Consider the following 21,954-nt stretch of genomic DNA (forward strand, 5'->3'; position numbering starts at 1 on the left):
AATCGTGTCTATGCTAAAGGCCTTATGGCACTAAATAAGCGAAAGCAACGCGCAAGGAAGGCATATAGCAATGAACTCCTCTAATAACGTCGAAAGACACCCCAAGACCGTGAACCCCGATAGCAGCACCTTTTCACTAACCGTTAATGGTGAACGGCATACGTTAACCCTGGATAATCGCACAACGCTGCTGGATGCCCTGCGTGAGCAGCTTAAGCTAACGGGCACCAAGAAAGGCTGTGACCACGGCCAGTGTGGCGCCTGCACGGTGTCGGTGAACGGCGAACGTATCAACGCCTGCTTGTCCCTTGCGGTCATGCATGAAGGCGATGATATTTCGACCATCGAAGGGGCAGCTGAGGTCGGTCATCTTGATCCTATGCAGCAAGCCTTTGTCGATCATGACGCCTTCCAGTGCGGCTACTGCACGCCGGGGCAGATCTGCTCGGCCAAGGCGGTGCTTGAAGAGATTCAAGCGGGGCTGCCAAGCCATGTTACCAAAGATCTGAATGCGCCTATTGAGATCAGCGATGCGGAAATTCGTGAGCGGATGTCGGGCAATCTTTGCCGCTGCGGCGCCTACGCCAACATTCTCAAAGCCATCAACCAGGTGGCGGAGGCGCGCTCATGAAAGCCTTTTCCTACGAACGTGTCAGCGACCCGGCCCAGGCGGCGGCCCGTGCGGTGGAAGTGCCGGGCGCCAAGTTTATTGCCGGCGGTACGAACCTGCTGGACCTGATGAAACATGAGATCGAAATCCCCAAGCACCTGATCGACGTAGGGGGCACGGGTCTTGACGAGATTACCCCGACGGATGAGGGCGGCCTGCGCATTGGTGCCCTGGTCAGCAACGCCGCGCTCTCGGCGGATACCCGGGTCCGTAAGGACTACGCGGTATTGAGCCGGGCGCTGGTGTCGGGTGCCTCCGGCCAGTTGCGTAACAAGGCGACCACCGGCGGCAACCTGCTCCAGCGCACGCGCTGTGGCTACTTTTATGACACTGGCATGCCCTGCAACAAGCGCTCGCCCGGGGCGGGCTGCGCAGCGTTGAGCAAAGGCGCCGCCACGCGCCAACTGGGTATTATCGGCACGTCCGATGCGTGTATTGCCACGCACCCTTCTGATATGGCCGTTGCCCTTTGCGTGCTGGATGCCGAAGTAGAAACCGTGACGTCAACCGGTGAAATACGTCGACTGACGCTGGATGAGTTTTATCAACTACCCGGCGATACGCCGGAGGTGGAGACTGCTCTGCAAGCAGGCGAAATGATCACCGCCGTGCTGCTGCCGCCTCCTGTTGAGGGCCGCCACGCCTATTACAAAGTGCGCGACCGGGCCTCTTACGCCTTTGCGCTGGTGTCCGTTGCGCTGATTCAAGCCCCCGACGGAACGGGGCGCGTTGCCCTAGGCGGTGTGGCACCCAAGCCTTGGCGCCGTGATGACGCCGATGCGGCGTTACCGCAGGGCGCATCGGCTGTCATGGCCCGCTTACTGGACGGCGCCCGCCCAACGCAAGAGAACGCCTACAAGCTTACCCTAGCAGAACGAACGCTCGCCGCGCTGCTGGCTCAGGAGTGACCCATGGATTTTAATCAATCAACGGAAGATAATCTGTTCGATCATGCTCGCGTTATCGGCAAGCCTCACGCGCGAATCGACGGTCTGCTCAAGGTAACCGGTCGCGCACCCTATGCCTACGAGCGGCATGACGTGGCAGCCAACCAACTGGTGGGTTACCCCGTGTGCGCAACGATTGCCCGGGGAAAAATCACTCATATGGACGCCTCGGCTGCCCGCGCTGCACCCGGCGTGGCGGCCGTTATTACCACCCTGGAGCTTGAGTCGCTGGCGCGTGCCGACAGCAATGTGGCCCACCTGTTCGGCGGCGCCACCGTTGAGCACTACCATCAGGCCATCGCGGTGGTGGTCGCCGATACCTTGGAGCAGGCGCGTGGGGCGGCGTCATTGATCGAGGTGCGCTACGAAGAGGCGAAAGGCGTGTTTGATCTTGAAGACGCCTGGACGCGCCTTCAGAGCACCGGCGAGCCGGTGGCTAACGTCGGCGATGTAGATGCGGCGTTTGATGCCGCGCCGGTCACGCTGGATGAAACCTACCGCACCGCCTCGCAAAGCCACGCCATGATGGAGCCCCACGCGTCTATCGTGGATTGGTCGGATGGCGGCCAGATGACGGTATGGACGTCGAATCAGATGATCCAGTGGACGCGCCAGGCGCTCGCTACCACCTTCGATATCGACGCCGAGAGGATCCGCCTGGAAAGCCCTTACGTGGGCGGTGGCTTTGGCGGCAAGCTGTGGCTACGCGCCGATGCGGTGCTGGCGGCACTTGGCTCGCGCGAGACCGGGCGGCCGGTCAAAGTCGCCTTGCCGCGCCCGATGATCTTCAACAACGCCACGCACCGTTCCGGCACCATTCAGCGTCTGCGCATCGCGGCCGGGTCAGATGGCAAGATTACCGCTTTCGACCATGCTGCCGTTTCCCATACGCTGCCCGGCGGCAGTGGTGAAGACGCGGTCAACCAGACCCGCTGCTTCTACGCTGGCGAAAATCGTCGCGTGGCGCACCATCCTATCGATATGGGCCTGCCCGAATCGGCGGACATGCGTGCCCCTGGTGAAGCCTCGGGGCTGGCGGTGCTGGAGATCGCTATGGACGAGATGGCGGAGAAGCTCGGCATGGATCCGGTGGAGTTCAGGATTCTCAACGATACCCAGGTCAACCCCGAGGAGCCCTCTAAGCCGTTCACCGAACGCCACTTTGTGGAGTGCCTGCGTAAGGGCGCCGATACCTTCGGCTGGGCAGAGCGTAACCTTCAACCGGGCGGTCGGCGCGAAGGCCAGTGGCTGATTGGCCACGGCATGGCTGGTGCCTATCGCGGCGCGCCCACCATGACTTCGGGCGCACGGGTACGCTTGCAGAACGGTCGCCTGATCGTGGAAACCGATATGACCGATATCGGTACCGGCTCCTACACCATCCTGACCCAGACGGCGGCAGAAACCATGGGAATGGAGATGCAGGACGTAGAAGTGCGTCTTGGCAATAGCGCCTACCCAACCTCCTCCGGATCAGGCGGGCAGTTTGGTGCGACTAGCGCCACCGCTGGCGTATATGCTGCCTGTGTGGCGCTTCAGCAGCAGATCGCCAAGCGCCTGAACGTTGACGAGGCGCGCTTTGAAAAGGGCCGCGTGGTCGCCGGACAGACAGATCTAGCGCTGGCCGACATAGCCGATGGCGAAGAGATAGTGGCTGAGGATTCGATCAACTTTGGCGACTTCAAGGACGAGCTGGAGATCGGCACCTTCGGCGCGCACTTTGTCGAGGTGGCCGTGAATGCCTTTACCGGGGAAACCCGTGTGCGGCGCATGCTGGCCGTGTGCGATGCAGGCCGCATCCTCAACCCCATCACGGCGCGCAGCCAGGTGATTGGCGGCATGACCATGGGCGTTGGCGCTGCCTTGACCGAGGGCATGAGCGTGGATACCGAGCGCGGTTTCTTCGTCAATCACGACCTGGCAGGCTACGAAGTGGCGGTACATGCGGATATTCCCGAACAGGAGGTCATCTTTTTAGATACCACCGATGCTGCTTCATCGCCCCTAAAAGCAAAAGGGGTGGGTGAGCTGGGTATTTGCGGCGTAGCGGCTGCGATTGGCAACGCGATTTACAATGCCACCGGTGTCCGGATCCGTGAGTACCCGATGACGCTGGATCGCATGATCGATCAACTCCCTAGCACTGAGCGTTGAGCTAGCTTGACCTTGGGGCGACACATAGGTTGTAAGCTTTCAATTGGATGCTGCGTCGCTTACCAACGTTTCTTTATTCGCTCTTAATCAGGAGGGTATTTATGAGCCGCTTAACCACCTCAATATTACTATCTAGCGCTCTAGTTCTCGGGGCGACCTCGGCGCACGCGGCACTGCCTGCCGAGGCGACCTTGTACAAAAACCCTCAGTGCGGTTGCTGCGATGCCTATGCACGCCATCTTGAAGAGCTGGGCATTGATGTCACTATCGTGGATGACGCTGAACTGAGTGATATCAAGCAACAGGCGGGTGTTCCCTATGGTTTAGGGTCGTGCCATACCATCGAAATAGGCGAGTACTGGATTGAGGGCCATGTGCCGATGGACGCGGTGCAGGCACTGTTTGAAACGCAACCTGATATCGACGGCATTGGTTTGGCCGGGATGCCCATTGGTACGCCGGGTATGCCGGGGCCGCAAGAGGCCCCTTACAATGTGTATGCGTTTACCGACCAGGAAGATACCCCGTTTATGACCCTAGCGCCTTAACCAGCGGTTGCATTAAGCGTTGTCTAGCGGTGCGTCTGGCAGAGCGTAACTGGCGGTGACATGCACCACGGGGCGCGTGTCATCGCTGGCTGAAAAAATCTGTACTTCGCCCACCGCTAGGCGGCGGCCGAGTTTGATCAGCTTGGCGTGGGCGATAATGTCGTGATCACCGGAAGCCGCGCGCAGAAAGTGGCAGTTAAGGTCGCTGGTGACCGCCATCGCTTCGGGGCCAATCTGGGCCAAAATAGCGACATACATGGCCACATCCGCAAAACCCATCATCGTGGGCCCGGAAACCCGCGGCCCAGGGCGAAGATGTTCATTGCCGATCGCTAAGCGCATCGTAGCGCGCATCTCGCCCACATTCTCTATCTTGCCCATTCGCTGGGGAAAGACCTCATCCAGGAAGTGCTCAATCTGCTCAGCCGTCATTACGGTCATTGTTATTATTCCTCACGTTTTATTTAACGTTAACGTCAATCAGCCTAAATAAAAAGCCCCAAGGCGCGAGCCTTGGGGCTATGTGAGTAAGCGAGCGGGCTTACTTAATCTTATGCACGTTTAGCTTTGTGCACCTGGCGCCACTCGTGGAGTAGTGGCTCGGTGTAGCCGGAGGGCTGTACGCGACCTTTGAAGATCAGGTCTGAGGCAGCTTTGAACGCGGTAGAGCCTTCAAAGTCGGCGCTCATAGCGGTGTAGGTCGGGTCGCCTGCGTTCTGCTCGTCGACTACCTTGGCCATGCGCTTAAGGGTTTCTTCCACTCGCGGTGCATCGACAATGCCGTGGTGTAGCCAGTTGGCAATGTGCTGACTGGAGATACGCAGCGTGGCGCGGTCTTCCATTAGGCCCACGTTGTGGATATCCGGCACTTTTGAACAGCCCACGCCGTGCTCTACCCAGCGTACTACGTAGCCGAGAATACCCTGGCAGTTGTTGTCCAGCTCCTGCTGCTTCTCTTCATCCGACCAGTTGGCGTTTTCCGCTACCGGCACGGTGAGTAAGTCGTCCAGATAGTCGGGCTCGCCCAACGCTTCCAGCTCGCGCTGAACGTCGGTGACGTTGACCTGATGGTAGTGCAGCGCGTGGAGCGCAGCGGCCGTAGGAGATGGCACCCAAGCCGTGTTGGCACCGGCTTTAGGATGGCCGATTTTCTGCTCCAGCATGTTGTGCATCAGGTCAGGCATGGCCCACATGCCTTTACCGATCTGGGCACGACCGCGCAGACCGCAGGCAAGACCCACTTGCACGTTGCTCTTCTCGTAGGCCTGAATCCAAGCGGCGCTTTTCATATCGCCCTTGCGCACCATCGGGCCCGCTTCCATGGCAGTGTGCATCTCGTCGCCGGTACGGTCGAGGAAGCCGGTGTTGATAAACGCCACCCGTGAAGCCGCTTCAGCGATACACGCCTTGAGGTTAACGGTGGTGCGACGCTCTTCGTCCATGATACCCATTTTCAGGGTGTCGCGGTGCATGCCCAAAATGTCTTCAACGCGGCTAAACAGCTCATTGGCGAAGGCAACTTCTTTAGGGCCGTGCATCTTCGGCTTGACGATATAAACCGAGCCAGTGCGCGAGTTGCGCGGCTGGTCAGCGTCTTTCTTCAGGTCGTGCAGCGCGAGCAGCGAGGTAACCACCGCATCAAGAATACCTTCCGGTAGCTCGTTGCCGTTCTCATCCAGAATCGCTGGTGTGGTCATTAGGTGACCCACATTACGCACGAACATCAGCGAGCGGCCAGGTAGCGTGACGCTGCTGCCATCGGTGGTTTGCCAGGTGCGGTCGGCGTTCAGCTTGCGGGTAAACGTCTTGCCGCCTTTTTCGATCTTCTCTTCCAGATCGCCCTTCATCAGGCCCAGCCAGTTGCTGTAAACACCGACCTTGTCTTCTGAATCCACAGCCGCTACGGAGTCTTCGCAATCCATGATGGCGGTCAGTGCAGCTTCCACCACGACATCTTTAACGCCTGCCGGGTCGGTTTTGCCGATGGAGTCGTTGGGATCGATCTGGATTTCCAGGTGCAGGCCGTTGTTACCCAACAGAATCGCGTCGGGTTTAGCCGCTTGACCGGTAAAACCGATCAGCTTCCCGGAATCCTTAAGGCCCGTCTCACGACCACCCTCCAACGACACCACCAGGTGCTCATCACGAATGGTGTATTTCACCGCATCACGGTGAGAACCTGTGGCCAACGGTGCCGCGCGGTCAAGCACGCCACGGGCGTAGGCAATCACTTTGGCGCCACGTTTCGGGTTGAAGCTGGTGCCTTTTTCCGCGCCATCCTCTTCGGAAATCGCATCGGTGCCGTACAGGGCGTCGTAAAGGCTGCCCCAGCGCGCGTTAGCCGCATTCAACGCATAGCGTGCATTGCTCACCGGCACCACCAGCTGCGGGCCTGCCTGAACGGCGACTTCCCGGTCAACGTTGGCGGTGGTCGCTTTGACGTTAGCCGGCGCTTCTGCCAAGTAGTTAACCTCTTTTAAGAAGCGGCGGTATCCCGGCATATCGGTCACCGGGCCGGGATTTTCTCGGTGCCATACGTCGAGTTTCTCTTGCAGCGTGTCGCGCTCTTCCAGTAATTGACGGTTTTTCGGGGTCAAATCATGAAACAGGGCATCCACACCGGCCCAAAAGGCATTTTCATCAACGCCTGTTCCCGGTAGCGCCTGCTCATTGATAAAACGATCTAAATCGGCTGCCACCTGTAAACGGTGGCGCGTGATACGCTCGCTCATGGGGTTTCTCCTGTGAGGATGCCCGTGGGGGGAATGTGTTGGCCACGGTCAGAGTAAAATGTATTTATGGAAAATAATTCCACACCTGCTCGGGCATGTAAACAGCGTAGACCCTAATGCGCTAAAATGCTCGACCAAATGACTAGGTATTAGGGTTTGGGAACGCGGCTCATCAGCCGCGTCTAGGCCAACGGAAAATGGCGTTATGGAGAAACAACGATGCGTGATTTCCAACATCTGGAAGGCTTGTTTCGCCACGCCTCGGGCGATACCGCCCTCAGCCGCCTGTTGCCAGGGGAAGTATTGGCAGACGCCATGCAAGGCTATTTCCACCACTATGGCTTAGAAGCACTGCTGTTAGATACCAGTGAAGTGCATGCAGGCTTTATCGATACGGGGCGCTTTGCGCTGTGGTGCCAAGTGTGGAGCCCCCCGCGGCCAGTGGGTACTGCCTTTGTGGTACATGGCTATTTCGATCATATGGGGTTATATCGCCATTTGCTTGAACGCCTGCTGGCTAAAGGCTGGCGAGTCGTGCTGTGGGATCTTCCCGGCCACGGCCTTTCCAGCGGTGCGCGGGCGGCAATAGAAGATTTCGATGATTATCAGCACTGCCTGGCCCATTTGCAGACGACCCTAAAGAGCCAAGGCATGGCGCCTGCGCCGTGGTTAGGCGTGGGCCAGAGTACCGGTGGGGCGATTTTAGCTACCGATGCACTCACCCGCCGTGAGGCTTCCGGTTGGTCGGGTTTGGTGCTGCTGGCGCCCCTGGTGCGGCCTTGGGGATGGAGCCAAACCAGCTGGCTGCACTTGATTGCCAGCCCGTTTGTAAAAGAGTTGCCGCGTAAATATCGCCCCAACTCTACCGACGAGCAGTTCACCGAGTTTCTACGCGAGGGTGACCCGCTGCAGCCAGAGCGCTTGAGCGTTGCCTGGGTGAGCGCTATGCGCCGCTGGATGCCCCGCCTACTGGCCCAGGAGCCCAATCCGCTGCCTACCCTGATACTCCAGGGCGAGCAGGATCTGACCGTCGATTGGGAGTGGAATTTAGCGATTCTGGCGAAGAAGTTTCCCAATGCCGAAATTCACCGCCACCCGGAAGCTCGCCACCACTTGGTAAATGAAGCCGATCCCATCCGGGAGGTGCTGTTTGAAGCGCTGGATGGGTTTGTAGACCAGCTTAGCGAGAATCAATCCTAGTGCCGCTTTTCGTTAAGCTCCCTTCAACATCCGATCCAACTGCCGGTAGCCAATCGCTTCAATAAAGTGCGGTTGAGTGGGTTTGGGCTCACCCTGCAGGTCGGCTAGGGTAAGTGCCACCCGCAAAACGCGGTGGTAGGCGCGGGCAGAAAGCTTGAGCTTTTCGAGCACGCCCGCCAGCCAGGCGCGTTCTTCATCATTCAGGTCGCAGGCGGCTTCCAGGGCTTTACCACTTAACTGGCTGTTCAGCGCGCCGCGGGCCATTTGTCGCTCCCGGGCGGCTATTACTCGCTCACGCACCGCTGCTGATGATTCGCCTTGGGTTTGCGCAGTAAGCTGTTCGGGTGGCAGCGCGGGCACTTCCACTTGAAGGTCGATACGGTCCAGCAGCGGCCCAGAAAGCCGCGCTTGATAACGCTGGATTTGGCTGGCGGTACACTGACAGCGCTGGCGCGGATCGCCTAAGTGGCCGCAGGGGCAAGGGTTCATGGCGGCTACCAATTGAAACCGAGCTGGATAACGGCGTTCATGGCTGGCGCGGGCTAAATGGATCGTACCGGTTTCTAGTGGCTGCCGAAGCACTTCTAATACATGGCGGGAAAACTCGGGGAGTTCGTCTAAAAACAGCACGCCGTGGTGGGCGAGTGAAATCTCGCCGGGTTTGGGTTTTGAGCCGCCGCCGACCAGGGCGGCGGCGCTGGCACTGTGATGGGGTTGGCGGAATGGCCTTTTGCCCCAATCAGCTTCCAGTGGCAGGCCGCAGACCGAGCGCACGGCGGCGACTTCCAGCGCATCCTCTTCGGAAAGCGGCGGCAGAATGCCTGGCAGGCGGCTGGCCAGCATGGTTTTACCGGTGCCTGGTGGGCCTGCGAATAGGAGATTATGACCACCAGCAGCGGCGACTTCGAGCGCACGCCGCGCCTGCTGCTGGCCGCGCACATCGGCGAGGTCATCCACCGGCGTAGAGGCCTTAACCGAGGCACTGAGCTTGTGCGGGAGGATCTTCTCTTGGTCGAGTAGGTGGGCGACGACTTGCCATAGCGTGTCGGCAGGCAGTACCGGTAAGTCGCCTGCCAGGGCCGCTTCATCGGCGCAGTCGCGGGGAATAATCAGCGCTTTTTTTGCCCGCCGCGTAGCCAGGGCAAAGGGCAGTATTCCCGGCACTGCGCGCAGTTTGCCATCTAGGGCCAACTCACCAGCGCATTCCATGCCTTCCAATGCCTCAACCGGCATTTGCCCAGAAGCGGCGAGAATGCCCAGGGCAATGGGCAAATCAAAACGGCCGCCCTCTTTGGGGAGATCAGCAGGAGCAAGGTTAAGGGTAATACGCCGGGTGTTGGGGAAGTCAAAGCCTGCGTTAACCAACGCACTGCGTACCCGTTCGCGGCTCTCTTTCACAGCGGTTTCCGGTAGGCCCACCAGCGTTAGGCCTGGCAAACCGTTAGCTAAATGCACCTCTACATGCACCGCTGGTGCGTCTAAACCTACGCCTGCGCGCGTGGCTACAATGGCTAACGTCATCGCCGTCCCTCGCTGGTTTTTGGTAAAAGCTCTGACCCTAATGTGAGCACAATCTACTTTAATTTAAGTCTTAAACTACCTTAGTTAATAACGCTTTGGTAGCGTCCTGCTGTGTGATTATTGTGCAGGCGCTGCTTCCAGCGCTGCGGTCAGTTCCTTGGCAAAGCGTTGAGCCGAAGGTAATGCGCCGAAGCTCCATACCGGCGGCAGGCGCAGCAATCGATTGTTTTTAACACTGGGAAGGTGCTGCCACAGGCCGCTTTTTGCAAGTTGCTCTTCTACCCCGGCGGGGAGCGGGTCGATGATAACCAGCATTGCCTCAGGGTAGCGTGCCAGCGCTTCAACCCCCGCCAGCGCAAATCCCCAGGCGTTGGTGGGCTGATCCCAGGCATTAGGGAGTTCGAGCTGCTCAAGAACGGCGTTGTAGAGGCTGTTATCGCCAAAGACACGCACATGGCGGGCATCCATAAACTGCACCATAAGTAACGGCGCGATTTCTGACTGTGAGAGGGGCCGGGATTCGCGCAGCGTGGCCATCAAGGTTTGGGTTTCTTTGATCAGTTGCTCGGCCTGGGGCTGACGCTCGGTTAACTCGCCCAACTGGCGGGTCAGGGTTTGCATCTCTTGCCAAGTATCGGTGCCGGGCGAATAAAGCGCGAACGAGGTGACCGGGGCGATTCGCTCCAGGCGCGGTGTTAAGCCAGCGAACATGGGAGAGATCAGTGTCTGTTCGGGCGGTATTTGGGCCAGTAGCTCTAAATTAGGTTGGGTGCGCAGACCCATATCGCTGACGCTCTCGGGGATGCGGGGCTCGCCCACCCAGTCGTGATACGCGTCCTGCTGGGCAACGCTGCTAACAGGGGCATCAATGGCCATGAGTGTTTCGGCGATGGTCCAATCGACCGTCGCCCACTGCGCCTGGGCAGTGGAGAAGGCCAGGAGGCAAACGGCGAACAGCCCGCAGCGTGCGAGAAAAGATAGCGGGGTGGCGTGGCGCATGGTGGAGAAAGGCTATCCAGAAAAATAAGTGATGTATTTAAACGATAATATTTATTGTTTGCAAACCTGTTTTCAGAAAGCAAACTGCCCAGGCGTCGTTGCCTGGGCAGATGTGCTAAGGATTACTTAGCAGTGCTTAAAACGAAAGTTTAGAAACGATAGTGGACACTGGCCGTCACGCTCCGCTCGGCGCCAAAGTAGCAGTACTCCAGGGAGTTGCAGGAAGCCACGTACTCTTTATCCAGCAGGTTGCTCACATTCAAACGTGTCTCAACACCCTCAACACCGAGTTGGCTGAGATCGTAACCAAGGGTGGCATCCACCAGCGTGTAGTCGGGTACGCTTTCGGTGTTAGCCCGGTCAGCGGCAATATCCGCATAGTGGCGTACACCAATCCCCATATCCACACCGTTTAGCCAACCTTTGTTGCCCTCGTAGTGGCCCCATAGCTGAACCTGGTGTCGGGGTGAGTAAATGGCGTTATTGCCCTGGTTGCCGTCATCGCTTTTTGCGTAAGTGATATCGGTGAAGCTGTAGCCTGCCTGCAGCGAGAGGGTATCGGTCAACCGTGTTTGCGCTTCCAGCTCCAGCCCTTGGGATTCGATCTCCCCCACGGCGCGGTATGGGTCGGTGGGCTGCTCTTTGGTGGCGACGTTCTCCTGGCTGATATGGAATAGCGCCGCACTGTACTGGCTTTGGCTACCGTTAGGCTGGTATTTAACGCCGGTTTCCCACTGTTCGCCTTCCATGGGCTGGAGCAGATCGCCACTCTCATCCACGAAACTGGTGGGGGTGAACGCGGTGGAGTAGCTCAGGTAGGGAGCCACGCCGTTATCGAACAGGTAGACCACCCCGGCGCGGCCACTGAACTGGGTGTCGCTGAGGGAGCTGGTATCACCGCTATCGCGGTTGGTATTGTCGATATTGACCCAGTCGTAGCGGCCACCCAAGGTGAAGCGCCAGTTATTGAGGGCTATCTGGTCTTGCAGGTAAACCCCAGTCTGGTCGATCTCATGGCGCTCGCGTACCGGGGCGTAAAACTCGATGGGGTCGCTGCCATAAACCGGGTCAAAGGCATTGAGCGGTGGGAAATACCCAGAGGGCCACGATACGTCGTTTGTTCGCTGCTGGTAATCAACCCCGACAAGCAGTGTGTGATCCATAAAGCCGCTGCTGAGGGTGGCTTCTAACTGGTTGTCGAGTGTCCAGGCTTCCAGGGATTCATTGCTGCCGGAGTAGTAGCGGGTGAGCTCGTCAGACGAAGGGGATGTCCAGCCATAGCCATAGACCTGATTGAGCACCACGTCGGAATTGAGATAGCGCATCAATTGGCGGCCGGTCACCTGTTCGTTGAAGCGGTGTTCCAGGGCGTATCCGACCATGCGCTGGGTGCGCTCGTAGGCGTCGTAATCCTCTTCACCATCATAAAAGTTATTGCTGATTTTGCGGCCATTATGGGCGACCACGGTCCCCTCATAGGGTACGCCGGAGTGGTAGCCGCCTTCGGGTTCATCCTGTAGGTAGGCTTCTACGGTGAGGCTGGTGTCATCGGTGATATCCCAGGTGAGCCGGGGAGCAATGGCATAGCGCTCCTCTTCCGCCGGGCCAAACTGGGTATCCGCGGCGCTGGCAATCCCGGTTAGGCGAAAGGCCACCCGTTGTTCTTCGCCAATCGGCCCGGTGAGGTCAAAAGCGGCGCTGCGCTGGTTATTATTACCCACTCGAAAACGTAGCTCACCGCTCTGTTCAAACTCTGGCTGCTTGCTGTTCAGGGCGACCACGCCGCCAGGGGAGGCGCGGCCATAGAGCACCGAGGCGGGCCCGCGGACAACTTCTATGCTGTCTAGAAACCACGGATCGATGCGCATACTGCTATGGGAGTTGGCATCACCCATCACCTTTAACCCATCTAAAAACGTATTGCTCAAGCTGCCGTCAGAAAACCCGCGGAGTACCAGGTAATCAAAACGGTTGGAGGCGCCAATCTGGTTGCTGTAAACACCGGGCGTGTAGTCGGTGGCGCGCTGTACGGTACTTACCCCGCGGTTGTCCATCTGTTCGCGGGTAATGGTGGAAACGCTCTGGGGTATTTCGATCGTGGGCGTTTCCACTTTGGTAGCCGCCTGCTGGGCAGTGACCGTGACGGTGGCTAACTCGTTGTTTTCTTGAGCGTATACCGGGGAAGCAGCCAGTGCTGAGAGAACGGCGACGCTAAGCGGAGCGCGTAGAAAACGGTGATGGGGGATAAACATGGGAGGCACCTGCAGTAAGCATCAATTAACCAATGTGTTAATGAGAATTATTGCGCTTAATGACGGCTGAAAGGTATGCGCAATGACAAAGGGCGTATGCGTGCTGCCAAAAAACGCCCAACAAAGGAACTTAGCGCTCCCAAAACAACCCTGCGGCCTTTAATGGCGATGGAACACTTCATGAGGCGCAATGCCAAAAGCGCGTTTAAAGGCGGTGGCAAAATTGGTGGCGTGGCGGTAGCCGCAGGCGTGAGCGGTTTGCTGCACGCTATAACCTTTGCGTAAGTACGCTTGAGCTTGGGTCAGGCGACAACGTCGTAGGTAGTCGAATATTGAGCAGCCGTAACAGCGGTGAAACTTGGTGCGTAGGCTGCTCGGGCTCATCGCGGCATTGCGGGCCAACTGCTCAAGCCGATAATCCTGGTTGGGGGAGTGTTCGAGCTGCTGACGCAAGCACTCCAGGCGTTGGTGATCGCGTTGGGTTAGACCCGACGGCAGGCTAACTGCTTTTCCTGCGTCGTTGGACTCAAGGGAGGCGGCAGGCAACCCATGAGCTAATAACTGGAGCGCGAGACCTTGCCATAGCAGGCGCTGTCGCTCTACTGGCCAGTTCGAAGCCAGCGCTGCCTCCAGGCTATGAATAAGGAACTGCGGCACCTGCCAGGTATGCAGTACGGGCGTTGCCGGAGGGGCAACATCGATAGGCGAAGGGTTAATGGACGAGAAAGAGGGCAGCTCTTTACAAGCCAGAAGCGATACGTTGAGGATGCGCAAACGCTGTGGCGCGGGCTGGAAGACCTCAAGCCCCGTCTGCTCGTTGAAATGCGCACTGAAGGCGTCGCCAGCCTGCAACTGAAACGACTGGTGCCCGAGACCGACTTGGATATGGCCCTCGAGTATCACGCTGAGAAACCACGGCGCGGTACGCCGGGAAGTGGAGGCGTAAGCGTGCAGGACGTCAAGATCCGAGTGTGTCACGCGCAGTGTGGGGTCTATCTCGACGTCCATCACCCGCCCACGGGCAACACAAGGGGCTGGCTGGGAGCGTTCGGGCGCTTCGGGAAAGCGGTAGTCGATCCCGAAGCGCTGACCAATAGCCAGCAGGTCATGGGTGGTCAGTGGTACGCAAGATGGCGTTATTGGGCCGAGTGTAGCCATCCTCGTTACCTCACCCTTGAGCGGTTGTCAGCGAGTAGCGAACCACCTCTCAGTACTCCATCGACCAGTTCAGGGTGTAAGTACGCCCGCGGCCCTGGTAGTCATAGAGGTACTCTGGGCCGTAGTAGGGCGAATAGAACATGGCGGCTCGCTGCCCCCAGACGGTGGAGTACTGATCATCCAGCAGGTTCTGCACTCCTAGGCTTAAGGTGCCAAGATCGGTTTCCTGGCTGAGCGATAAGTCGAGGGTGGTATTGCCATCGATCTCCCGGTCGGCATCGTCTTTCAGGTCGAAGTTGTGGTTGGCCTGTAAGCGAGCCGAACGTACATAGTCCGTCCAGCTAATAAAGGCGGTGGCGGAAGAGAGGGATGCATAGCGGGCGTCACGCTTCTCCCACTCCCCTTGGTCGTTCTCCTGCTCGGAACGCACCAAGTGCAGAGTGCCCCCTGCCTCCAGGCCATTATCGAAATAACGAGTCACGGCGCTTTCCAGGCCGAAGTCGCGCTTCTTCTCATCCACAACGCTGACGCTTAAATCCTCGGCGTTCTCTACCGCCTTGTCCGACCAGGCGTAGTAAAGCGCTGTCTGGGCCGTCCAATTGCCCCCCTGATAGCGCCAGCCTAGCTCTACTTGATCCGTCTCGATGGCAGATAACGGGTTGTTATCGACACTGACGTCGGGGCTCTTGCCGTAATATTTGGCAGGATCTGGCAGTTCGAAGCCCTGGCTAAACTGCAGCCAGTTCTGGTGACCGTTGCCGTAGTCGTAGAGGGCGCTGGCATTGAAGAGCGTTGCTTCATAGTCATTCTCGCCGCCAGGAATCCCCTGGAATTCATCCACTTCGACGTCCATATGCTGCTGCCGCAACCCTGCGGAGAGCTTGAGCGCCTGGGTGGCCTGCCAATCGCCCTGGAGGAAGCCTGAAAGCCCGTCCACTTGATAACCGGGGTAGCGGGGTTCAACCCCTGATGCCTGTTGCACCAGGCCGCCGGAGGCGTCCGAGATGTTGGTATCGAACAGCATCTGGCTGGCATCGAAAGTTTCACGATCCAGATCGAGGCCGTAGGTTAGCGAAACGTCATCACCCAGGCGCGATTCAAACAGCGCTTTGATGCCGCTTAAATCGGTGTTTTGTTGCGAGGCGCGAAATTGCAGGCCGTCGGAAATTGGGTAGGGAAATGCCTGGAAGCTGGACTCCTCCTCCCGGTGGAACGCCTGCAGGTAGAAGTTTTGCCCCCACAGGTTGGCGTGGTGATAGTTGACGTTGACGAGCTTACGGTCGGTTTCCGGATCGCGCTGTGAACGGTAGCCATCGCGAATTTCGGCATCGTTCAAGTTGGGCGTGGCAGCGTCGAGGTTGGGAAAGTAAACACCCCGGTCACCTTCATAGCCTGAACGGTACAGCTGGGCACCCAGTTCCAGACTCTGTTCATCGGTCAAGCGGAAAGAGAGGTTGCCCAATACATCAATGCTGCGATTATCCTGTAGGTCGGTCTGGGCGATATCGGGAAAGATTTCCTGGCCGCTGCCGTCATAGTGGCGGCCGTTGTCGCCAATGGCGGTACCCAGATAGCCTTGAACCCGCTCGTTACCACCGCTGATGGATTGTGCGAGGCGTCGATCTATGTCATCGCTGTTGTTGAAGCCGGTGGTGATGCCTGCTTCAGTACGCCAGTTCAGGCCTTCTTCACCTTTGCGGGTAATGATATTGATTAAGCCCCCCGTAGCACCGCCGCCATACAGGCTGCTGGCGCCGGAAAGCACTTCCACGCGCTCAATATTGAAGGGATCGATGGCATCGAACTGTCGGGAAAGCCCACGGGAACTGTTCAGCGATACGCCGTCGATGAGCACCTGCACGCCCCGGCCTCGCATGTTTTGCCCATAATTGGTGCGCCCTTGAGGCGCCAGATCCAACCCCGGTACCAGATGCCCCAATGCTGTCTTTAGGTCTGCACCATTGCGGGTCTGCTGTTGCAGCATCTCTTTGTCAATTACCCATACAGCACCGGGAATTTGACTGATCTGACTAGGAGTGCGCGATCCAACGACCACCATGGTCTCGTCGGCGCTAGACGCAGTATTTTGGGCGAAAACGCCATTGGAGAAGCTCAGTAACAGGCTGGTGCCAACAAGCCCAGATATTGAAACAGACGACGGCGAAAAGAAAGGCTTTGCAAAAGGCAGCTTTGCAACAGATAGGTTTGATAGTGACAGGGCGTGCATAGTGAACAATCCGCAGACGGTAAGAAAATCAAAGGCGGAGAGTATCACCACGAAAAACAAAGTCAACGATAGTGATTCGTATTTATTTTGCGGTGCGCGCAGCAATAGGCCATTCCCCTATTGCTGCTAATGAAGCTTAAACGTTAAGCGGGTTTATTCTTCTCGTCTTCTGCATCTGATTCCGGCGCATGCTGCTCTGGAACTGGTGGGGCTTCAGCTTCGAGCGGCGTGGACGTCGTTGGCGCGGAGGCATCAACGGCTGCTTCAAGGTTAGCGACTTGGCGCTCTAACGCCTCTACCCGCGAACGGGTGCGCTGCAGTACATCCATTAAAATGTCGAAATCTTCCCGTGAGACAAGCTCCAGGCGGTCGAAGGCGCCACGCACGACTTGCTGCACGCCCTTTTGAATATCTTCTGGCGCCTGGGAGGCGTTTTGTAAACGGTCACCAATCTGCTGGGCCAAGCGGCTAATACGGTCTTGAGGCGCCATCGTTCTCTCCTAGATAAACCTGCTTTAAATATTGCTTACCGGTAAGGATACGCAACAGTTGGCGAATTCGCATGTATCGCGTGCTTTTACTGCTTAACCCAGGGTGTGCATCGAAATAGAGCAGGCTACTTTTGCTTACGCTCTTTTTTGGTGCAATAGCGGTGGTGTGAGAATGGATTTGCTCAGATTTAGCGCTGAGCTGCACTTTTGATGACGGCTAATTGGCTGACTTATAAGCAAAAAAAGTCAGCTGGCACAGTATGCGCATTATCGGTTCAGGTGCTTATTCTGGCGGCTGTGCCGCTACCAATCTAGCAGGACTTATCCAGCAGGGGAGATCCGGGATGAAACTCATCACCGCTATCATCAAGCCATTTAAGCTCGACGACGTTCGTGAGGCATTGGCCGACAACGGCGTTCAGGGCATTACGGTCACTGAAGTTAAAGGTTTTGGCCGTCAGAAAGGGCATACCGAGTTGTATCGTGGCGCGGAGTACGTCGTCGACTTTCTACCCAAGGTAAAAGTGGAAGTGGCCGTAGACGACGCCCGTTTGGAGAGCGTATTGGATGCAATCTGTAGTGCGGCTAACAGCGGCAAGATCGGTGACGGCAAGGTGTTTGTTACGCCACTGGAAGACGTGATCCGTATTCGTACCGGCGAACGCGGCGCTGACGCCGTCTAATCATGGCTTAACCAGACATTAAACGGGGAACATACAATGAATGAGTTTACAGAGTTGAGCTACGCGCTCGATACGTTCTACTTTCTAATTTGTGGCGTGCTCGTGATGTGGATGGCCGCTGGCTTCTCCATGTTAGAAGCAGGCCTGGTACGCTCCAAAAACACCGCCGAAATTCTAACCAAAAACGTTGCGCTGTTTGCCATTGCCTGCACCATGTACCTGTTGGTCGGCTACTACATCATGTACTCCAGCAGCGCGGGCGGCTTTCTGCCTAACCTGGGCTTCTTGATTGGCGCTGAGAATAGCGCTGATGCGGTGACCGCAGGCGGCGATGATGCTCCCTATTACTCTATGCGCTCTGACTTCTTCTTCCAGGTAGTCTTTGTGGCAACCGCCATGTCGATTGTATCGGGTGCCGTGGCCGAGCGCATGAAACTGTGGGCCTTCCTGGCCTTTGCAGTGGTAATGACCGCGTTTATCTATCCGGTGTCTGGCTACTGGACCTGGGGCGGCGGCTGGTTGTCTGAAGTAGGCTACTCTGACTATGCGGGTTCAGGCATTGTGCACCTTGCCGGTGCATCTGCAGCACTCGCTGGTGTCATCGTGCTCGGGCCACGTAAAGGCAAATATGGCAAAGATGGCTCTATCCACGCGATTCCGGGTGCCAACATGCCGCTGGCAACGCTGGGTACCTTCATTCTGTGGATGGGCTGGTTCGGTTTCAATGGCGGTTCCGAGCTTAAACTTGCGGCTGTCGATTCTGCTAACAACGTGGCACAGGTGTTTGTAAACACGAATGCAGCAGCGGCAGGTGGTGTGATTGCGGCACTGATCCTGGCCAAACTGTGGTTCCGCAAAGCTGACCTGACCATGGCATTGAACGGTGCCCTGGCTGGCCTGGTGGCCATCACCGCCGATCCGCTCTCTCCGACCGCACTGAGCGCTACCATTATCGGCGCGATTGGCGGCATCATCGTGGTCGCAGCCATCGTCACCCTCGATAAAGTGAAGCTGGATGATCCGGTCGGCGCGATCTCGGTTCACGGTGTTGTCGGTATCTGGGGCGTGCTGGCAGTGCCGCTGAACAATGACGGCGCATCATTCGGTGCCCAGATCATCGGTATCGTAGGTATCTTCGCTTGGGTATTCCTGGCCAGCCTGGTGGTATGGCTCATCCTGAAAGCCATCATGGGCATCCGGGTTAGCGAAGAAGAAGAGTATGAAGGCGTTGATATCGCTGAGTGCGGTCTCGAAGCCTATCCCGAATTTGGCATTAAGAAATAAACAGCGGCATTAAGAAATAATTTAATGCTGACCTAGTGAGCAGGCGTGCTCCTTCTGGCCTCCCCTTAGTGGGAGGCTTTTTTATTCTCTGCCGATAGCGGTGTATGCTGGTAGTTAGCGGTTAACGGCTGCAACATTCGCAGCCGTTCAACCCGACCCCATCATGGCCACCCAGTTAGAGGATATGGTAATGAAATTGATCACAGCGATTATCAAGCCGTTTAAGCTCGACGATGTACGCGAGTCGCTCTCCGATATCGGCGTTCAGGGTATTACGGTGACGGAAGTGAAGGGCTTTGGGCGCCAGAAAGGGCATACCGAGCTGTATCGTGGTGCTGAGTATGTGGTGGATTTCCTGCCCAAGGTGAAGCTGGAAGTCGCCGTGGACGACGACATGGTCGAGCAGGTGATTGATGCCATCACCCAGGTGGCGAACACAGGTAAAATCGGCGACGGCAAAATCTTTGTGATGCCGCTGGAGCAGGTGATTCGTATCCGTACTGGCGAAACGGGCAAAGACGCGGTTTAACGGTGAAGGGTAAGGTGTGAATGGTAAGTAGTGCCGAGTAGACAAAGCCCCTGTGGATGCTCTCCCCAGGGGCTTTGTATGAGTGATGCGATCATTCTGGCGGCTATAAACTTTTTTCTATTCACCACTCACTCATTACGATTCACTATTTACGTCTCACTTCTCGACAAACGCACGCTCGATGACGTAGTCGCCCGGCTCGCCCATGCGCGGCGAGATATTCAGACCCAGCTCGTCAAGTAGCGCGCTGGTATCGTCCAGCATGGCGGGGCTGCCGCAGATCATCGCGCGATCTTGGCGCGGATCAATGGGCGGCAGGCCGGTGTCTTCAAACAGCTTGCCCGTACGGATATGGTCGGTTAGGCGCCCCATGGTGTGGAACTCCTCCCGAGTAACGGTGGGGTAGTAGACCAGCTTTTCAGCGATGTCTTCACCCAGGTATTCATGGGCTGGAAGCTCTTTGGTGATAAAGTCGGCGTAGGCTAATTCAGAAACTTCCCGCACACCGTGAACCAGCACTACCTTCTCGAAGCGCTCGTACACTTCAGGATCCTGGATCAGGCTCATAAACGGCGCCAAGCCGGTACCGGTGGAGAGCATGTAGAGGTTGCGGCCCGGCAGTAGGTCATCGCATACCAGTGTGCCGGTGGGCTTGCGGCTAACCATGATCTGATCGCCTACTTTCAGGTGCTGAAGGCGTGAAGTGAGCGGGCCGTCGGGTACTTTAATGCTGAAGAACTCAAGGTGGTCTTCGTAGTTGGGGCTGGCAATGGAGTAAGCGCGCATCAGCGGCTTGCCGTTCACTTCCAAACCAATCATCACGAACTGACCGGTTTTGAAACGCAGGCTGCGCTCGCGGGTGGTGCGGAAGCTGAACAGGGTATCGTTCCAGTGATGGACGCTAAGCACTTCTTCCAGAGCAAACTTACTCATGCCGTTTTCTCCATTAGTCGATGCTGGCGCTAGTCCGCATCGGTCATATTCTTAAAAAGAATAAAAATGATTAAATATGTTGCCAGCAAGTCTAAGCAAAGGGTGGTATATCTGTTAAGCGAATTATATTGATAACGGTTATCTGAAAAATAGATATAGATCAAATAAAGGTCAGACTCTATGCACTACACCCTGCGGCAGTTGGAAGTCTTTGTGGCGGTTGCTCAGCATGAGAGCGTCTCCCATGCGGCGCGGGCGCTGGCCATGTCTCAGTCGGCAACCAGCACGGCGCTTGCGGAGCTTGAGCGGCAGTTCGACTGCCAACTGCTGGATCGGATTGGTAAACGCTTAAAACTTAACGCACTGGGTTTTCAGCTGTTGCCCAAAGCGGTGGCGCTGCTGGATCGCGGCGAAGAGATTGAAGAGCTTCTACGTGGCCAGAAAGGGGTTGGGTCGCTGGATGTAGGGGCTACGCTGACCATTGGCAACTACCTGGCCACGCTGCTGATCAGCGATTTTATGCAGCGCCACCCCGGTAGCCGGGTGCGCTTGGCAGTGCGCAATACGCGCCATATTATCGAAGGCGTGCGCCAGCACTCGCTGGATTTAGGCTTGATCGAGGGGCAGTGCGACGATGACATGATCATCAGCCAACCCTGGGTGGAAGATGAGCTGTGCGTGTTTTGCTCGCCGCGACACCCACTGGCAGGCCGCGAGCACCTTGAACTTGAACAGCTGCTGCGTGAGGACTGGATTATGCGCGAAGAGGGCTCTGGCACCCGCATGACTCTGGAGCATGCCGCGCGCCACCGCCGCAGCCGGTTTAACACCCTGCTAGAGCTAGAGCATACGGAAGGTATTAAGCGTGCCGTGGAGTCAGGGCTGGGGATTGGCTGTGTCTCGCGCCTGGCACTGCGAGATGCCTTCCGGCGCGGCAGCTTGGTGCCGCTGCCTACGCCGGAGTTGGATCTAAAGCGTCAGTTTACGTTTATCTGGCACCGGCACAAATATCTCACCACCGGCGTGCGCGAGTTCCTGCGCTTGTGCCGTGAAATGACCGCCGGGGCCAAGCGCAGTGACGATATTGCACTGCCGCCGATTCCTTAATGAACGTGATAAGCAATGTGGTTACCGATACATCTAGCGTAAGTCGCTTACGGCAGTTTGTATATCTGCTAGCGAGGCTTTGCTTAAGTCTTTCGACAGGGAGTGAATCACCAGTTTCTGCGTGGGGCCATCAAGCTTATCCCGTAATAGGCCTAAAAATTTGGGCGGTGCGACCATAATCAGCTTCTCTAAGCTGTTATCCACACGGGCGCTATACAGGCGGTTGGCGACCTCTTTAGCAAACAGCTCGTTTTCATGTTTGGAGGCCGCTCCCTCTTCGCCGGAAGAGCGCGCCGTGCTAGACATCGACTCGTGCACATCACCGCGACGGTCGGTGATCAAATCACCTTCATGCAGCCGTCCTTCTGCGTGAACCAAGCTCTCCTGTTCCGCCAGCGTCAAGGCATCACGAGTAAAGATACGTGCGCGGGCGGTGTCGGCTACCACGATATAGGTTGTCATCGCTGTGCATACTCCATGTCGTTGATGGTCATCTAACCATGGCAAGCGTTTGGCGTT

General features: G+C 57.2%; 19 protein-coding genes. 9 read left to right on the forward strand and 10 right to left on the reverse strand.

The annotated features are described in order from the left end of the window. Nucleotides 1-70 precede the first annotated feature (70 nt). From KO116_RS01460 to KO116_RS01475, 4 genes are all read left to right on the forward strand, one after another. Nucleotides 71-631, forward strand: coding sequence for a 2Fe-2S iron-sulfur cluster-binding protein (locus KO116_RS01460; RefSeq protein ID WP_035555054.1), 561 nt, complete (start codon nt 71-73; stop codon nt 629-631). Further along, on the forward strand, nt 628-1,578 hold the full coding sequence (locus KO116_RS01465) for an FAD binding domain-containing protein (protein WP_035555057.1): 951 nt from the start codon (nt 628-630) through the stop codon (nt 1,576-1,578). Before KO116_RS01460 ends, KO116_RS01465 begins: the two co-directional genes overlap by 4 nt. Before the next feature lie 3 nt (nt 1,579-1,581). Next, the gene (paoC, locus tag KO116_RS01470; RefSeq protein WP_035555059.1) at nt 1,582-3,771 is read left to right on the forward strand and encodes an aldehyde oxidoreductase molybdenum-binding subunit PaoC; all 2,190 of its coding nucleotides are present in this window, start codon (nt 1,582-1,584) and stop codon (nt 3,769-3,771) included. Between the two features lie 101 nt (nt 3,772-3,872). Further along, nucleotides 3,873-4,319 (forward strand): DUF411 domain-containing protein, encoded by a 447-nt coding sequence (locus KO116_RS01475; protein WP_035555062.1) that lies wholly within the window; start codon nt 3,873-3,875, stop codon nt 4,317-4,319. Nucleotides 4,320-4,331: 12 nt separating this feature from the next. On the opposite strand, the gene KO116_RS01480 is transcribed toward KO116_RS01475, so the two are convergent. Together KO116_RS01480 and KO116_RS01485 are read right to left on the reverse strand one after the other, a co-directional pair. After that, nucleotides 4,332-4,760 (reverse strand): PaaI family thioesterase, encoded by a 429-nt coding sequence (locus tag KO116_RS01480; protein ID WP_035555065.1) that lies wholly within the window; start codon nt 4,758-4,760, stop codon nt 4,332-4,334. Nucleotides 4,761-4,870: 110 nt separating this feature from the next. Beyond that, complete coding sequence (locus tag KO116_RS01485) at nt 4,871-7,051, reverse strand: malate synthase G (RefSeq protein ID WP_035555066.1); 2,181 nt, start codon at nt 7,049-7,051, stop codon at nt 4,871-4,873. 219 nt (nt 7,052-7,270) lie between these two features. Here KO116_RS01485 and KO116_RS01490 point away from each other — a divergent pair, with 219 nt between their 5' ends. Next, complete coding sequence (locus KO116_RS01490) at nt 7,271-8,251, forward strand: alpha/beta hydrolase (RefSeq protein ID WP_035555069.1); 981 nt, start codon at nt 7,271-7,273, stop codon at nt 8,249-8,251. A gap of 12 nt (nt 8,252-8,263) precedes the next feature. Here the strand turns inward: KO116_RS01490 and KO116_RS01495 are convergent, their stop codons facing one another. The 6 genes from KO116_RS01495 to KO116_RS01520 all read right to left on the reverse strand — a co-directional run bounded on the left by KO116_RS01495 (nt 8,264) and on the right by KO116_RS01520 (nt 16,899). Further along, entirely contained in the window at nt 8,264-9,772 is a 1,509-nt protein-coding gene (locus KO116_RS01495) for a YifB family Mg chelatase-like AAA ATPase (RefSeq protein ID WP_035555072.1), read from the reverse strand. Between the two features lie 117 nt (nt 9,773-9,889). After that, entirely contained in the window at nt 9,890-10,771 is an 882-nt protein-coding gene (locus KO116_RS01500; protein WP_035555077.1) for an ABC transporter substrate-binding protein, read from the reverse strand. Nucleotides 10,772-10,920: 149 nt separating this feature from the next. Next, a complete protein-coding gene (locus KO116_RS01505; protein ID WP_035555080.1) occupies nt 10,921-13,023 on the reverse strand; it encodes a TonB-dependent siderophore receptor in 2,103 nt (700 codons plus the stop codon). A 159-nt stretch (nt 13,024-13,182) separates the two neighbouring features. Further along, nucleotides 13,183-14,181 (reverse strand): helix-turn-helix transcriptional regulator, encoded by a 999-nt coding sequence (locus KO116_RS01510; RefSeq protein WP_045812038.1) that lies wholly within the window; start codon nt 14,179-14,181, stop codon nt 13,183-13,185. 49 nt (nt 14,182-14,230) lie between these two features. Continuing rightward, nucleotides 14,231-16,408 carry a TonB-dependent receptor gene (locus KO116_RS01515; RefSeq protein WP_235272472.1) on the reverse strand — a complete coding sequence of 726 codons (2,178 nt, stop codon included), beginning with the start codon at nt 16,406-16,408 and terminating at the stop codon, nt 14,231-14,233. A 143-nt stretch (nt 16,409-16,551) separates the two neighbouring features. Further along, a complete protein-coding gene (locus KO116_RS01520; protein WP_022521302.1) occupies nt 16,552-16,899 on the reverse strand; it encodes an accessory factor UbiK family protein in 348 nt (115 codons plus the stop codon). 344 nt (nt 16,900-17,243) lie between these two features. On the opposite strand from KO116_RS01520, the gene KO116_RS01525 reads away from it, so the two are divergent. The 3 genes from KO116_RS01525 to glnK all read left to right on the forward strand — a co-directional run bounded on the left by KO116_RS01525 (nt 17,244) and on the right by glnK (nt 19,395). Beyond that, nucleotides 17,244-17,582, forward strand: a complete 339-nt coding sequence (locus tag KO116_RS01525) for a P-II family nitrogen regulator (RefSeq protein WP_007112359.1) — start codon at nt 17,244-17,246, stop codon at nt 17,580-17,582. A gap of 36 nt (nt 17,583-17,618) precedes the next feature. Further along, entirely contained in the window at nt 17,619-18,866 is a 1,248-nt protein-coding gene (locus KO116_RS01530) for an ammonium transporter (RefSeq protein WP_035555084.1), read from the forward strand. 190 nt (nt 18,867-19,056) lie between these two features. Further along, nucleotides 19,057-19,395: a P-II family nitrogen regulator gene (glnK, locus tag KO116_RS01535; RefSeq protein WP_027957942.1), complete on the forward strand. Its 339-nt coding sequence runs from the start codon at nt 19,057-19,059 to the stop codon at nt 19,393-19,395. Nucleotides 19,396-19,551: 156 nt separating this feature from the next. Here glnK and KO116_RS01540 read toward each other — a convergent pair whose 3' ends face one another. Further along, complete coding sequence (locus KO116_RS01540) at nt 19,552-20,328, reverse strand: ferredoxin--NADP reductase (RefSeq protein WP_007112363.1); 777 nt, start codon at nt 20,326-20,328, stop codon at nt 19,552-19,554. Nucleotides 20,329-20,508: 180 nt separating this feature from the next. Here KO116_RS01540 and KO116_RS01545 point away from each other — a divergent pair, with 180 nt between their 5' ends. Continuing rightward, entirely contained in the window at nt 20,509-21,435 is a 927-nt protein-coding gene (locus tag KO116_RS01545) for a LysR family transcriptional regulator (RefSeq protein ID WP_009286188.1), read from the forward strand. 33 nt (nt 21,436-21,468) lie between these two features. Here the strand turns inward: KO116_RS01545 and KO116_RS01550 are convergent, their stop codons facing one another. Continuing rightward, nucleotides 21,469-21,897, reverse strand: coding sequence for a host attachment protein (locus KO116_RS01550; protein ID WP_035555087.1), 429 nt, complete (start codon nt 21,895-21,897; stop codon nt 21,469-21,471). Nucleotides 21,898-21,954 lie beyond the last annotated feature (57 nt).

The organism is Halomonas sp. KO116 (genome assembly GCF_000734975.2).
Lineage (GTDB): Bacteria > Pseudomonadota > Gammaproteobacteria > Pseudomonadales > Halomonadaceae > Vreelandella > Vreelandella glaciei.